Source organism: Pseudomonas sp. TH31 (assembly GCF_016650815.1).
Classification (GTDB): Bacteria; Pseudomonadota; Gammaproteobacteria; order Pseudomonadales; family Pseudomonadaceae; genus Aquipseudomonas.
Window position 1 is genome coordinate 95643 of the sequence record NZ_JAEKEZ010000029.1, and the last position, 14711, is coordinate 110353.

General features: G+C 59.3%; 12 protein-coding genes and 2 pseudogenes. 5 read left to right on the forward strand and 9 right to left on the reverse strand.

The features are described 5' to 3' along the window. Positions 1 to 72 precede the first annotated feature (72 nt). Together JFV26_RS19785 and JFV26_RS19790 are read right to left on the reverse strand one after the other, a co-directional pair. On the reverse strand, positions 73 to 384 hold the full coding sequence (locus JFV26_RS19785; RefSeq protein WP_201194850.1) for a cupin: 312 nt from the start codon (positions 382 to 384) through the stop codon (positions 73 to 75). 50 nt (positions 385 to 434) lie between these two features. Beyond that, positions 435 to 1627: pseudogene (locus tag JFV26_RS19790) on the reverse strand (MFS transporter). Positions 1628 to 1718: 91 nt separating this feature from the next. Here JFV26_RS19790 and JFV26_RS19795 point away from each other — a divergent pair. Continuing rightward, the gene (locus JFV26_RS19795) at positions 1719 to 2258 is read left to right on the forward strand and encodes a TetR/AcrR family transcriptional regulator (protein ID WP_201194852.1); all 540 of its coding nucleotides are present in this window, start codon (positions 1719 to 1721) and stop codon (positions 2256 to 2258) included. Positions 2259 to 2435: 177 nt separating this feature from the next. Further along, positions 2436 to 5909: a hybrid sensor histidine kinase/response regulator gene (locus JFV26_RS19800; RefSeq protein WP_201194854.1), complete on the forward strand. Its 3474-nt coding sequence runs from the start codon at positions 2436 to 2438 to the stop codon at positions 5907 to 5909. 82 nt (positions 5910 to 5991) lie between these two features. Here the strand turns inward: JFV26_RS19800 and rmuC are convergent, their stop codons facing one another. Beyond that, positions 5992 to 7356, reverse strand: a complete 1365-nt coding sequence (gene rmuC / locus JFV26_RS19805) for a DNA recombination protein RmuC (protein WP_201195860.1) — start codon at positions 7354 to 7356, stop codon at positions 5992 to 5994. 175 nt (positions 7357 to 7531) lie between these two features. After that, positions 7532 to 7855 carry a sel1 repeat family protein gene (locus JFV26_RS19810; RefSeq protein ID WP_201194856.1) on the reverse strand — a complete coding sequence of 108 codons (324 nt, stop codon included), beginning with the start codon at positions 7853 to 7855 and terminating at the stop codon, positions 7532 to 7534. 1065 nt (positions 7856 to 8920) lie between these two features. Between JFV26_RS19810 and JFV26_RS19815 the strand changes: the two genes are divergently transcribed. The 3 genes and pseudogenes from JFV26_RS19815 (at position 8921) to JFV26_RS19825 (ending at position 11322) form a co-directional block, all read left to right on the forward strand. After that, complete coding sequence (locus JFV26_RS19815; protein ID WP_003214941.1) at positions 8921 to 9145, forward strand: hypothetical protein; 225 nt, start codon at positions 8921 to 8923, stop codon at positions 9143 to 9145. A gap of 277 nt (positions 9146 to 9422) precedes the next feature. Further along, a pseudogene (locus tag JFV26_RS19820) lies at positions 9423 to 9904 on the forward strand (hypothetical protein). 146 nt (positions 9905 to 10050) lie between these two features. Further along, the gene (locus JFV26_RS19825) at positions 10051 to 11322 is read left to right on the forward strand and encodes an OmpP1/FadL family transporter (protein WP_201194858.1); all 1272 of its coding nucleotides are present in this window, start codon (positions 10051 to 10053) and stop codon (positions 11320 to 11322) included. 89 nt (positions 11323 to 11411) lie between these two features. On the opposite strand, the gene JFV26_RS19830 is transcribed toward JFV26_RS19825, so the two are convergent. The 5 genes from JFV26_RS19830 to JFV26_RS19845 all read right to left on the reverse strand — a co-directional run bounded on the left by JFV26_RS19830 (position 11412) and on the right by JFV26_RS19845 (position 14711). Next, on the reverse strand, positions 11412 to 11963 hold the full coding sequence (locus JFV26_RS19830; protein WP_201194860.1) for a glutathione peroxidase: 552 nt from the start codon (positions 11961 to 11963) through the stop codon (positions 11412 to 11414). Positions 11964 to 12019: 56 nt separating this feature from the next. Further along, positions 12020 to 12142, reverse strand: coding sequence for a hypothetical protein (locus JFV26_RS34240; protein WP_274610069.1), 123 nt, complete (start codon positions 12140 to 12142; stop codon positions 12020 to 12022). Then, the gene (locus JFV26_RS19835; protein WP_201194862.1) at positions 12139 to 13347 is read right to left on the reverse strand and encodes an MFS transporter; all 1209 of its coding nucleotides are present in this window, start codon (positions 13345 to 13347) and stop codon (positions 12139 to 12141) included. The genes JFV26_RS34240 and JFV26_RS19835 overlap by 4 nt, the downstream gene beginning before the upstream one ends. 52 nt (positions 13348 to 13399) lie before the next feature. Then, positions 13400 to 13804, reverse strand: a complete 405-nt coding sequence (locus JFV26_RS19840) for a MarR family winged helix-turn-helix transcriptional regulator (protein ID WP_201194864.1) — start codon at positions 13802 to 13804, stop codon at positions 13400 to 13402. Positions 13805 to 13976: 172 nt separating this feature from the next. Continuing rightward, a complete protein-coding gene (locus tag JFV26_RS19845; RefSeq protein ID WP_201194866.1) occupies positions 13977 to 14711 on the reverse strand; it encodes an adenosylcobinamide-GDP ribazoletransferase in 735 nt (244 codons plus the stop codon).

The window sequence follows — 14711 nt, forward strand, 5'->3', positions numbered from 1 at the left end:
ATGGTAGATCTGAATCGAATATCTATATAACGGGTAATATCTCTAACTGTTATCTGTTTTGCAGATATAGCCTTAGACGCTACCTTCTGATTCGATCACTAAAATCCTCGCCGCGCCGACGGGATGCGCCACATGCTCGGTGCCTACCGAGGCATAAAAGATATCGCCGACGTCGAGTAAAGCCTGTTGTTCAACGTCCGCCTCCCGATAGTGCATCTGCACCTGTCCATCGAGTACTACAAACACTTCCTGACCGTCGTTGACGTGCCATTTGTACGGCTGATCCGTCCAGTGCAAACGGGTGGTGATGCCGTTCATGTTGGCGATGTCCAACGCGCCCCAGGCACGTTCGGCGGTGAAGGATTTGCTGCGGATGATTTTCATCGTACGGTCCGTCGAAAATGAAAAGTGGATGGCGGCGCCAAGGCTATCGGTCATCCAACCTCCGCGCTACAGACTTTCACAGACCGCTGACGCACCAGACCCGGCAATGCCCCCACCGCCAGGACGATCAGCACTGCGCCATAACCATCGGTGGTCGCGATCAGCCCAAAACTGCGGGTCAAACTGCCGGCCAGCAACGCTGGCAAACAAAATGCCAGGTAACTGAGCGCATAAAACGCCGACATCAACCCGGCCCGCTCATGCGGTAACGCCAACGGCACGAGGCTGCGCACGGCACCGAGGAAACCGGCACCGAAGCCGCAACCGGCCACCAGCGTGCCGAGAAAAAACAACGGCAGACTGGCGATGTGAACAGCGACCAGAATCAGCACGACGCCGGCCGGCAGCAGACTGGCGCCCAAGCACAAGACCTTGTCCGCCGCACGATTGCGCAAGGTGTAGATCATCAGCGCGCCGGTCACCGTCAACGCCGCGACCGTTGCGCCGCCAATCAAGTTGGAGGTCGAACCGGTAGCCGTGCGAACCAGCGACGGCGCTAAAGAGGCGAAAAAACCGCCCAACGCCCACACCGCGGTGTTGATCGGCAGTACCGACCACAAGGCCCGTCGTGCCTGGACCGGCACATGCAAGGTCGGGCGCAGCGAAGCCCAGGCACCCGGCTGCCGGCTGACACTTTCCGGCAGGCGCCAGACATACAGTGCCTGCAGCACAAACAGCCCGAACAATACCCAAAAGTCAGTTGCAACGGCAGCGGCGCAAACTCGGCCAGCAAACCGCAGCCCATCGCCCCCGCCGCCATGCCCAGCAACGGAGCAACACTGTTGACCAATGGTCCTTGCTGGCGGTCGGTATCCAGCAGCGCAGCACTCAATACGGCGGTGGCCATGCCTGTTGCAAAACCCTGAAGCACCCGCGCACTGATCAGCCAGGCAACGCTGTCGGCGTTGATAAACAGCAACATCGCAAGCATGTTCAGCAACACGGCGGTGAAAATCACCGGTTTGCGTCCCAGGAAATCCGAGAGCGAGCCGACCGTCAGCAACGCCGCGAGCAAGCTGAGGGCGTACACGCCGAAAATCAGGGTCAGGGTCGCTGCCGAGAAATGGAGGTATTCCTGATACAGGTGATACAACGGCGTCGGCGCTGTGGAGGCGGCGAGAAAACTGAGTAAAGTGATCGCCAGAAACCACAGGCTGGAATGGTTTGAAGGTGGATGAGACATGAGCACACTCCGCAAAAGCTAAGTTTTTGCTTTTGCGGAGTGTGCTACTCGCTAGCGCTTAAAGCAAATTCTTTGTGTTAAGGTCCGCCACATGGCAATTAAAGAAGGTTTACGCCCCGGAGGCAGAAGCGCCAGGGTGCAAGAGTCGATTCACTCGGCGGTCCGCGATCTCCTCGAAGAGCAGGATCGATCTACCGTGACCGTGCCGCAAATCGCGGTGCGTGCGGGGGTTACGCCGTCGACGATCTATCGGCGTTGGGGCGATTTGTCGGTGCTGCTGGCGGACGTAGCCCTCGCCCGCCTGCGCCCCGACAGCGAGCCGGCCAACACCGGCAGTTTGCGCGGTGATGTGCGGGCCTGGGCCGAGCAATATCTGGACGAAATGAGCTCCGAGCCTGGTCGTAACATCATGCGCGACGTGCAGTCCAGCGCTACGCCGGGTTATTGCGTGACCATCATTGGCGCGCAATTGCAGACGATTCTGGATCGTTATCCGGACCAGCCTAAACCGAGCGTTGACCGGCTGATCAACCTGGTAGTGGCGCCGACGGTGTTTCGCATCCTGTTCTCGGCGGCAGCGCTGGAGGTTGAGGAATTGCATCGGTTGATCGAGATTGCGCTGGGTGAGTGACACCGCCTTCGCGAGCAAGCTCGCGATGAGGCCCGCCCAAACGCTGAAAACCTAACCGATTACCACCCTGCGACACCCCGCCACGCCACGACCTTGGTCGACACTGACGAACCCCGGCCATCGTGCGAGACTGTCTGACCGGGCAGGAGTCCCGGATGTCCTTTGTCTGGAGTTTCCATGTCGCTGTCCAGCGGGCTGATCGCCGCCGTTGCCCTGGCCTATATGGCCATCATGTTCGCCATCGCCTTCTACGGTGACCGTCGCAGCGCGCCGTTGCCGCCGCGTGTGCGTGCCTGGGTCTACAGCCTGTCGCTGGCCGTGTATTGCACCAGCTGGACGTTCTTTGGCGCCGTGGGCCAGGCCGCCGAACAGCTCTGGTCATTCCTGCCGATCTACCTCGGGCCGATCCTGCTGCTGGTGTGCGCGCCGTGGGTCCTGCAAAAAATGGTGATGATCAGCAAGCAGGAGAACATCACCTCCATCGCCGACTTTATCGCCGCGCGCTATGGCAAGTCGCAGTCATTGGCGGTGGTGGTGGCGCTGATCTGCCTGGTCGGCGTGCTGCCCTACATCGCCTTGCAGCTCAAGGGCATCGTGCTCGGGGTGAACCTGCTGATCGGAGCCGGCGCTGACGCCATGGGCACCCGCGCCCAGGACACGGCACTGATCGTCTCGCTGGTGTTGGCACTGTTCACCATCGTATTTGGTACGCGCAACCTCGACGCCACCGAACACCACCGCGGCATGGTGCTGGCGATTGCGTTTGAATCGCTGGTCAAGCTGTTCGCTTTTCTGGCGGTCGGCGCGTTCGTGACCTACGGCCTGTACGACGGTTTCGACGACCTGTTCGACCAAGCCATGCTCGCCCCGCGCCTGGAAGAGTATTGGAAGGAAACCATCAACTGGCCGTCGATGGTGGTGCAAACCGGCGTCGCCATGATGGCGATTATCTGCCTGCCACGGCAGTTCCACGTCACGGTGGTGGAGAACATCGAACCTCAGGATTTGCGCCTGGCCAAGTGGGTGTTTCCGGCTTACCTGGCATTGGCGGCGTTGTTTGTAGTCCCGATCGCGCTGGCCGGTCAGATGTTGCTTCCGAGTTCTGTGCTACCGGACTCTTTCGTCATCAGCCTGCCCCTCGCCCAGGCCCACCCGGCACTCGCATTGCTGGCGTTTATCGGCGGTGCCTCCGCGGCCACCGGCATGGTGATCGTGGCCAGCGTGGCGCTGTCGACCATGGTCTCCAACGACATGCTGCTGCCGTGGTTGCTGCGCCGCAACAACGCCGAGCGACCGTTCGAAGTGTTCCGCCAGTGGATGCTCTCGGTGCGCCGGGTCAGCATCGTGGTGATTTTGCTGCTGGCCTACGTCAGCTATCGCCTGCTCGGCTCTACTGCCAGCCTGGCGACCATCGGCCAGATCGCCTTCGCCGCCGTGACTCAATTGGCCCCGGCCATGCTCGGCGCGCTGTACTGGAAACAGGCCAATCGTCGCGGGGTATTTGCCGGCCTCGCCGCCGGGACGTTCCTCTGGTTCTACACGTTGATTGTGCCAATTACCGCCCTCAGCCTGGGTTGGTCGCTAAGCAGTTTCCCCGGACTGGCCTGGCTGCACAGCAACCCACTGCACTTGCCTATCACCCCACTGACCCAAGGCGTGGTGCTGTCGCTGGCGGGCAACTTCACGCTGTTCGCCTGGGTCTCGGTGCTGTCACGCACACGCGTTTCCGAGCACTGGCAGGCCGGCCGGTTCATTGGTCAGGAAATCAGCGCCCGGCCCAGCGCTCGCTCGATGCTTTCGGTGCAAATCGACGATCTGCTGCAACTGGCCGCACGTTTTGTCGGTGAAGAACGCGCCCGCCAAAGCTTTATCCGCTTCGCCTACCGCCAGGGCAAAGGCTTCAACCCGAACCAGAACGCCGACGGCGAATGGATCGCCCATACCGAACGCTTGCTGGCCGGTGTCCTCGGCGCTTCTTCGACGCGAGCTGTAGTAAAAGCCGCCATCGAAGGTCGGGAAATGCAGCTTGAGGACGTTGTCCGTATCGCCGACGAAGCGTCGGAAGTTTTGCAATTCAACCGAGCCCTGTTGCAAGGGGCGATCGAGAACATCACCCAGGGCATCAGCGTGGTCGACCAGTCACTGAAACTGGTGGCCTGGAACCGGCGTTACCTGGAGTTGTTCAACTACCCGGACGGCTTGATCAGCGTCGGTCGGCCGATTGCCGACATCATTCGCTACAACGCCGAGCGCGGCCTGTGTGGCCCCGGCGAAGCGGAAGTCCACGTCGCCCGCCGCCTGCACTGGATGCGTCAGGGTCGTGCCCACACCTCTGAACGACTGTTCCCCAATGGCCGCGTGATCGAGCTGATCGGCAACCCGATGCCCGGCGGCGGTTTCGTCATGAGTTTCACCGACATCACCGCGTTCCGCGAGGCCGAGCAGGCGTTGACCGAAGCTAACGAAGGCCTGGAGCAACGGGTGACCGCGCGTACCCACGAGCTCTCGCAACTCAACGTCGCCCTGACCGAAGCCAAAGGCACCGCCGAGTCGGCCAACCAGTCGAAAACCCGTTTTCTGGCGGCGGTCAGCCATGACTTGATGCAGCCGCTGAATGCCGCACGGTTGTTCTCTGCCGCACTGACCCATCAGGACGACGGCCTATCCAGTGAGGCGCAGAAACTGATCCAGCATCTGGATACTTCACTGCGTTCCGCCGAGGACTTGATCAGCGACTTGCTAGACATTTCCCGCCTGGAAAACGGCAAGATCAACCCGGATCCCAAGCCGTTCGTGCTCAATGAACTGTTCGACATCCTCGGCGCCGAGTTCAAGGCACTGGCGCAGGAACAAGGCCTGAAATTCCGCCTGCGCGGCAGCACGTTGCGGGTCGACAGCGACATCAAGTTGCTGCGACGGATCCTGCAGAACTTCCTGACCAACGCGTTCCGTTATGCCAAAGGCCCGGTGCTGCTGGGGGTTCGGCGGCGAAACGGCGAACTGTGCCTGGAAGTCTGGGACCGTGGCCCGGGAATTCCGGAAGATAAACAGAAAGTGATTTTCGAAGAGTTCAAACGCCTCGACAGTCACCAGACCCGCGCCGAGAAAGGCCTGGGGCTGGGCTTGGCGATTGCCGATGGGTTGTGTCGGGTGCTGGGCCATACCTTGCGCGTGCGCTCCTGGCCGGGGCATGGCAGCGTGTTCAGCGTCAGCGTGCCGCTGGCTCGGGCGCAGACTGTAGCGGCGCCGCATAACGTCACCGTACTGAACGGTAAATTGCCGACGGGCGCGCAGGTGCTGTGCATCGATAACGAGGACAGCATCCTGATTGGCATGAACAGCCTGCTGACACGTTGGGGCTGCCAGGTCTGGACCGCGCGCAACCGTGAAGAGTGTGCCGCATTGCTCGGCGATGGTGTACGGCCGCAGTTGGCGCTGGTGGATTATCACCTGGACGACGGTGAAACCGGAACCGAGTTGATGGCGTGGTTGCGCACCCGTTTAGGCGAACCGGTGCCGGGTGTGGTGATCAGTGCCGATGGGCGCCCCGAGACGGTAGCCCAAGTGCATGCAGCGGGACTGGATTATTTGGCCAAACCGGTGAAGCCGGCGGCGTTGCGGGCGTTGTTGAATCGGCATTTGCCTTTATAAAGTCAAAATCAAAAGATCGCAGCCTTCGGCAGCTCCTACAGGTGTACACAAAACCTTGTAGGAGCTTTGATCTTTGTAACCGCTACTCCGGCAACTCAGCCAAGCCATCCACATCAGTCATCGCCCGCTCCAGCAAATCCGCGGGCAAGCTCTTGCTCGCCCGTGCGCCGAGCAACTTCAACTGCTCGCTGCGACTGACCAGATTACCGCGCCCTTCTGTCAGCTTGTTGCGCGCTGAACTGTAGGCTTTATCCAACTGTTGCAAGCGATTGCCCACCTCGTCCAGATCCTGGATGAACAGCACAAACTTGTCGTACAACCATCCGGCCCGTTCGGCGATTTCCCGGGCGTTCTGGGTCTGGCGTTCTTGCTTCCACAAGCTGTCGATGACCCGCAACGTGGCGAGCAACGTCGTCGGGCTGACGATCACGATGTTGCGGTCGAAGGCCTCCTGAAACAGCGTCGGCTCGGCTTGCAATGCCGCTGAAAATGCGGCTTCGATAGGCACGAAAAGCAGAACGAAATCCAGGCTATGCAAGCCATCCAGTCGCTTGTAGTCCTTGCCGGACAGCCCTTTGACATGATTACGCAGCGACAGCACGTGCTGCTTGATGGCGACCTGGCCGATGGCATCGTCTTCGGCCGCCACGTATTGCTGATAAGCCGTGAGACTGACCTTGGAGTCGACCACCACCTGCTTGTCGCCGGGCAAATAAATGATGACGTCCGGCTGGAAACGCTCGCCGTCCGGGCCTTTGAGGGTGACCTGAGTCTGGTACTCACGGCCTTTCTCCAGGCCTGCGTGCTCAAGCACTCGCTCAAGAATCAGCTCACCCCAGTTGCCTTGGGTTTTCTGGCCTTTCAAGGCCCGGGTCAGGTTGGTGGCTTCGTCGCTCAGGCGCAGGTTCAACTGTTGCAGGCGCTCCAGCTCCTTGGCCAGGGAAAAGCGCTCCCGCGCCTCGGCCTGGTAACTTTCTTCGACACGTTTTTCGAAGGACTGGATGCGTTCCTTCAACGGATCGAGCAACTGCCCCAAGCGCTGCTGACTGGTTTCAGCGAAACGCTGCTCGCGCTCGTCGAAGATTTTCCCCGCCAGCTCGGCGAACTGCGCCCGCAGCTCGTCGCGCGAACCCTGGAGGTCGTTGAGACGCTGCTGATGGCTTTCCTGTTGCTCACGCAACTCGGCATTGAGGGAGGCGGCCTGCGCGTCAAGGCGACGCAGCTCAGTCTCTTTGCCGGCGCGCTCGATATTCCAGGCGTGGGACGCGTCGCGGGCATCGTCACGTTCGATTTGCAGCAGCTCGACTTCACGACGGACAGCCGCCAAGTCGGCTTGCTTGGCGGAATTGGCCTGACTCAGGTCACCGATCTCGTCGCGACAGGCATCGAGCTGGGCATTCAAACCGTCCTGGGCCAATTGGGCCATGGCCAGCCGTTCTTCCAGCAACGCCACGTCGGCCTGCCCGGCACTCACCCGGCGCTGGATTTGCCAGGCCAGTGCCAACAATGGCAGTGCAGCGCCCGCCAGACCAAGCAATATGCTGGTCAAGTCCATAGCCATAGCCACTCCTGCCGATGAGATAAAGCTTGAAGGTTAACCAAGGCGTCAGGTCTTGGACAGCTCAGTCTTCGATCAACCCCAGTTCCTGCTGAGCGCGCCGGTCACCGGCACGGGCGGCCTGACGCAGCAAGTCGTGACCGATGCGCCGATCCCGTGCGTTGCCGCACTCGCGGCACATCAACTGCCCCAGACGACTTTGGGCAGCCACCACACCTTCCCGGGCCGGTTGCTTGAGCAAACGTCCGGCAAAGTGTTTGACGTTCGGGTTATCGCCCAGGCGCGGACTGTCCAGTAGCCACTCGGCCACACGCATGGAAAAGCGCTTGGGTGGGGTAACAGTAGGGGGGATATCGGTAACAGAGGTTGATACTGAGCGAAACTTCATAAAGCACTGTGGGGCAGATCGGAAGGCGCGCCACTCTACTCTTTTTTTCCTACAGGTAAAGTCGAAAAAAACCCGGCACGCCCGTCCTAGAGCAAGCGCTCGGGACAATCCACAGAAGCTGTGGATAACTCAGTGGACAACCGCCCTTGAACTCTCGCAAAGCCCTGTGGAATGGGGCTCGCAGTCAAACTGACGATTTTTTCACCAGTTAAAAAAAGCGATGTTTTTCATTGACTTAAATTTTCATTACAGGCACCCACTGCGTTTGAAGCCAAGGTGACAGTGGCGTGACAAGCTGCGCAACTAATGTGCACAAGTACCTTTGCGGTGGTTATATCAATGCGCTTTTTCGGCGCGTTTTGCAGACCAGGCCTGGGGATAAGCCTTGGCGACGAAGGCAATGAGGCCATTTGTAGCAGCTGGCGAAGCCTGCGTTCGGCTGCGCAGCAGTCGTAAAACCTGAGCCCGAGGTCTTTCTGAAACACCGCATGCACTGATCTCACGACTGCTGCGCAGCCGAACGCAGCCGAACGCAGGCTTCGCCAGCTGCTACAAAATTCGTGTTTCACATTGGGTCGGACAGTCTGCGCTCCAATCTTTTTTTGCTAACACACTTCCTTTCTAAAATTCAATCAGTTAGTATCCGCAGCGTTAGTACCAAGCTGAAAGTCAATTCTGGTCGAACAAATCCCCACGGTCAGCCTTCCCTGAGAAGCCTCCACCGACAAAGCGGGATCGGCCACCTCGATGGTTTCCAGGTAAACCTTGCGTCAACACTGCCTTTGAAATGAAAGCAAAGGGTGTTGCGAAGCTCACTTACTCTGACCGAACCAACCTGCAAATTGATCAGGATCTTCACCCCGGGCCCAGAACCTTTGCCCTTGATGTGCTGCCTGCCCTCCTAAGTACCTACCTGCCAGCCCAAGCGCGCCAATTATCAGCGCTTCAAACTGGCTGCTTTGTTCCAGTCGGGTTCTTCGTTCGACCAATGGTGGTCGTCGTCACTGGAACGTTTTAATTTTGCACGGCTCTTATCCGTGTCGCTTGTAGGAACACCTAATAACTATGTCTACTCAAATCCACACTCAGGATGCCATTCGCACCCTAACTAACGCTTTTGCACCAATGAACTGCCTGATCATGGCCGCTCGCAAAGGCTGCTTCAGTTTCACTCTGGTCAACGAACACGGCATCGCCCGTCACAGCGAACGCCTGTACCCCGATCAATACTCCAGCGCTGAACCGCTGCAGGCCGTGATCGATCGTACTCGCCAGGCACTGGTTGCCTGAGACGCCAGAAAGACTGAAAACCTCAAAAGCCCTGCTCAAAAAGCAGGGCTTTTTATTGCCTGATATTTCTCTTTTTATTTTCAAGGCTTAAGAACTAACCGATATAACGGTTATAACTGCCTGCCGGAAATATTTTAAAAACAGTCCTTTACAGCGCTAATATGACACTACACTTCAACTCAAGCGGCTTGATCCGCTTCCGGCGAGCCTGAGTCGATTCATTGCTGCCAAACCCCCTCTTCAGGTGTCGCCGCCCATTTCATGTTTCGAGGGCTTTATGGGTATCGCTGCCAGCGAACTGTGCCGTTATGTGATCCGCCCGACATTGATTTATCTCGGGCGCCATAGCGCAACTGCCGAATCCCTGCTGCTGGGCATTGCCGCCAGCCAGTCAGCCCTTGGCTCCGCCCTGCATGACCGCCGTGGACACGGCCTGTACCGAATCGCCGAGCCCCGTCACCGGGCACTCTGGGATGACTACCTGGCACTGGACCCGGAGCGGGCAAGCCTGGTTCGTGGCCTGGCCAGCCAACACGCCTTTTAAGCAGTCCACACCTGGAATTAACCGTCAACCTGCGTTACGCCACAGCCATCGCCTGGCTGTTGGTAGAAGAACAAAACACTCCCCTCCCCGACCCCGATGATGTGCTGGGAATGGCCCGGATATGGCGCCAGACCTTTCAGCCGCAAGGACGCCTTCGCGACTTTACCTGCGCCTGGCAAACCTGTGTTTCACCACTGAATCAAGTCGCTTGCTGAGCGGCGCGTTTCACAAGATCTTGCAACAGGTCGCGAATCTGGTCTGATTGTCCTACAAAAGCGCTCTAACTCAACCCATACAGGCTATAGCGCTGGGACGAAAATGTTGGTAATTTTCGCCCCGGTGATCATCAGGAGTTCTAATAATGAAAAAAGTAATGCTCAAAACCACCCTTAGCCTCGCCGTGACCTTGGCATCCACCCAGCTCTTCGCAAGTGGCTTTGCCATCAACGAACAAAGTATCAGCGGGATGGGTACAGGTTTTGCCGGGCGATCTTCCTCTGCCGATGACGCAAGCACAATTTATGGCAACCCTGCCGGCATGTCCCGCATCAAGCGTGAACAAGTTACCGGCGGCGCGGCAATGCTCGATGCACACACCGATATCAGCAAAGCCAACTCCAGCCCTAACGGCGGCAGCAACAACGGCGACATGGTGCCGTTCATTGCTGTTCCGATGGCCTATTACGTCAAGCCAATCGACGATCATTGGGCATTCGGTATCGGCATGTATGCCCCGTTCGGTCTGGTAACCGACTACGAAAGCGGCTTTGCCGGTCGCTACTTCGGCAGCAAGAGCGACGTTAAAGTCGTGACCCTGCAACCGACAGTCAGCTACGCCTTCAACGACAAGGTGTCCATCGGTTTCGGCCCGACCATCAACCGCATCGACGGCACCCTGGAATCGAACCTGTCGATTACCCAGGCCGCGCCCGATGGCAAGGTCAAGATCAAGGGTGATGACACCGCACTGGGCTATAACGTTGGTATCCTGGTCCAGGCCACCGACAGCACCCGCGTCGGCCTGACGTATCACTCGAAAGTGAAGTACAAGCTCGAAGGCAGCACCAAGGTCGACTACAGCGTCCTGGCGGCCGTGGGCCAGAACCCAAGCCAGAAGTACGACGCCTCGCTGAACCTGACCACCCCTGAATCGGTGGACTTCTCGGTCACTCACCAGATCGACGACAAGTGGACCGTTTACGCGGGCAGCACCTGGACTCGCTGGAGCCAACTGAAGAACATCACCGTCGAAAACAGCGGTGTGCCAACCATCCTGAACGGTCAGTTCAGTACCATCACCGAAGAGCAGAACTGGCACGACACCTGGGCTCACGCCATCGGTGCTTCGTACCAGTTGAACAAGGAATGGGTACTGCGTACCGGTCTGTCCGTCGACCAAGCGCCGACCAACAATGTCGACCGCTCCCCACGCATTCCGACTGGCGATCGCAAGATCTTCAGCCTGGGCGCAGGCTGGAGCCCGACCGACGACCTGACCATCGACGTGGCGTACTCGTACCTGCGTGAAGAGTCGGTCAAGGTCAACAACAGCAACGACCGCGGCCAGACCTACGACGCCAAGTATCAAAACTGGGCGAACGGTTTCGGTGTTGGCGCAACCTACCGCTTCTGATGATTCACGGAGAACCTGAACAGTTCGCCGCCTGAATCAAAAAAGCCCCGCTCTCTTGCACAGAGGCGGGGCTTTTTAGTGGCCGTCTATCAGGGCTTCGAGGCGATGGCTTGCTCTACGGTCTCGATGAATTCCGGGTTGTCAGGCTTGGTCAGGCTGGAGAAATTGGCAATTACTTTGCCTTGGCGATCGATGACGTATTTGTAGAAATTCCACTTCGGTGCACTGCTCTGCTCGGCGAGAACCTTGAACAGGTGAGTCGCCTCGTCGCCACGGACTTTCTGCGGTTCGGTCATGGTAAAGGTCACGCCATAGTTGACGTAGCACACCTTGGCCGTCTCAGCGCCGTCCCTGGCCTCTTGTTTGAAGTCATTGGACGGAACGCCGAGCACCTCCAGCCCTTGGTCCTTGTAACGCTGATACAGCGCCTCAAGGCCTTTGAGCTGCGGGGCGAAGCCGCAGAAGCTGGCGGTATTGACCACCACCAGCGGCTTGCCCGCATAACGCTGGCACAGATCGATCGATTCCTTGGCCCGCAACTTGGGCAGCGAGCCCTGCAACAGCTCCGGACACCCGGCCGCTTGCGCCAAACCGGTAAATGCCATCAGCAACGCGGGGACTGCGAGCCAGCGCATCAGCATGTCGGGTGCATCCTTGAGAAATCGTCAAAAATGAACTTACTCGTCCTCACATCCTGCTAGCAAGCGCCCATGCCCAGCTGCATCAGCGCCAACCCGCCCTGATGCCAGCCCCACCATGCCAGGGCCAGCAGCAAGGCGCCGACACCGGCGACAACTATTCGCGGCCAGAGACTGTTCATATTGCGCTCATCCGGGTTTGTAGCCGCGCCACCGGCCGTTCACGCACCGGCCAGTTCAGGGCTGCCGCCAACAGACTCAAGAGAATCGCCACCTGCCAGATCAAGTCGTAGCTCCCGGTGCGGTCATACACCACCCCGCCCAACCAGCCACCGAGGAACGAGCCGAGCTGGTGGAACAGGAAAACAATCCCACCGAGCATGGACAGGTTTCGCACACCGAACAAGGTTGCCACGGTGCCATTGGTCAACGGCACCGTGGACAACCAAAGAAAGCCCATAGCCATGCCGAACAGATAAGCGCTGGTCGTCGTCACCGGCGCCCACAGGAACAGCCCGATCACCACCGCTCGCAACAGGTACAAACCCGTGAGCAAGCGCGGCTTGGACATCCGGCCGCCGAGCCAGCCTGCCGTGTAAGTACCGAAGATATTGAACAGCCCGATCAGCGCCAACACCGTAGTGCCAACAGTGGCCGGCAGGTGTTGATCCACCAGATAGGCCGGTAGGTGCACGCCGATGAATACCACTTGAAACCCGCAGACAAAAAAGCCGAACGCCAGCAGCCAGAACCCGGAATGGGAGCAGGCTTCACGCAGGGCTTCGGATAAGGTTTGCTCGTGACCCAGCACCGGTAGCGGCCTGTCCTTGAGCATGCTCACCAACGGCACAATCAGCGCCACCAGCAAGCCCAGCACCAACAAGGCGGCGGACCAGCCGAGCCAGCCGATCAGCCCCAGCGTACCGGGCAACATCGCGAACTGGCCGAAAGAACCGGCAGCGCTGGCAATACCCATGCCCATGCTGCGTTTCTCCGGCGGCACCGCGCGCCCGACCACGCCAAGGATCACGGAGAACGAGGTGCCCGACAGGCCGATGCCGATCAACAGGCCGGCACTCAGGGACAAGGTCACCGCCGAGTCGGACAACCCCATGCAGACCAGGCCCACCGCGTACAACACACCACCGACCAACACCACTTTTGCGGCACCGAAGCGGTCGGCCAGGGCGCCGGTGAACGGCTGCGCCAGGCCCCAGATCAGGTTCTGCAAGGCGATGGCAAACGCAAAGGTCTCACGCCCCCAGCCGAACTCAGCGCTCATCGGCGCCAGAAACAGCCCGAAGCCATGCCGCACGCCCAGAGACAACGCCAGAATCAGCGCACTCCCCACCAACACCCAACCGCACGTACGCCACATCGATGTCATTCTTATTCTCCGGTAGCGGGTATATACCCGCTTAAGATCGAACAAACCGGCATCAAGCCAGTTCGTCCAGCAACTTCAGCAAGGTTTCACGTTTTTCGGCGCCCAGACGATCAATCAGCCGCTGCTGCGCCGCTTCCCAGGCCGGTAACGCCGCGGCCAGGCGCTCAGCGCCAGCCTCGGTGAGCCTGACGATGCGATTGCGCATGTCCTCGCCCTCGTTCAGCGCCACCAGCCCCTCGCCTTCCAGCACCCGCAGATTGCGCCCCAGGGTGCTGCGGTCCAGGCCCATGGCTTCGGCCAGGGTGGAAATACTCGGTTGATCCAGGCGTTGCAGATTGCACAGCAAAGAATACTGGGCAACGTTGATCCCGAAGCCATCGAGAGCGCCGTCGTAATGCCTGCTGACGCCACGAGCGGCGCGACGCAGGTTGATACATAAACATTGGGAATCGAGCATCGTGCGTGTATATACCCGCGGTTGAATGAAAGCAAATTATTGATGCATAACCGTTGCCCACAGGGTCGCGCGCGCTGCCGAACCCCCTGTAGGAGCGAGGCTTGCCCGCGAAGAACGATAACGCGATATATCTGCGATACCGAGGTGCGTTCTTCGCGGGCAAGCCTCGCTCCTACGGGACTAATACAAGACCTACGAGCACGGACATTTCCAACAACTCCAGCAACGCCCCTGCCGTATCGCCGGTCGTGCCACCCAATCGCCGCTGCATAACTTGCCGCAACCAGACAAACACCAACGCCGCGAGCGCGAGAGCGAACACGCCGCTCAGCCCAGCAATCAAACCACACGCCAGCGCACTGACCGCCAACACCTGCCAACCGGCCTTGCGCGGCAAGTGATCGGCCAACGCCTGCCCCAACCCACCGGCACGCACATACGGCGTGGTCAGGAATAACCCCAACAGCGCCGCGCGGCCAATCAACGGAACGACGATCAACAATAGACTGTGTCCCTGCTCGATCAGCGCCAGCAACGCCGCAAATTTAAGCAGCAACACCAACACCAAGGTCACCACCGCAATCGGCCCGCTGCGCGGGTCTTTCATGATGGTCAATGTGCGCTCACGGTCGCCAAAACCACCGAGCCACGCATCAGCACTATCGGCCAGGCCATCCAGGTGCAGTGCGCCGCTGAGCAACACCCAAACGGTCAACAGCAGCGCAGCGTGAAGCAGCAACGGCGCGCCTGACAACAATCCGCTCAGCCCCCATAACAGCCCGCCAAACAGCAGCCCGACCAGCGGATAAAACAGCAGCGAGCACCCCAATTCCTGAGGCGCTGGCATGCCCGGCAGACGAATCGGCAGGCTGCTCAAAAATTGCAGGGCGATCCAGAACGGCAACAT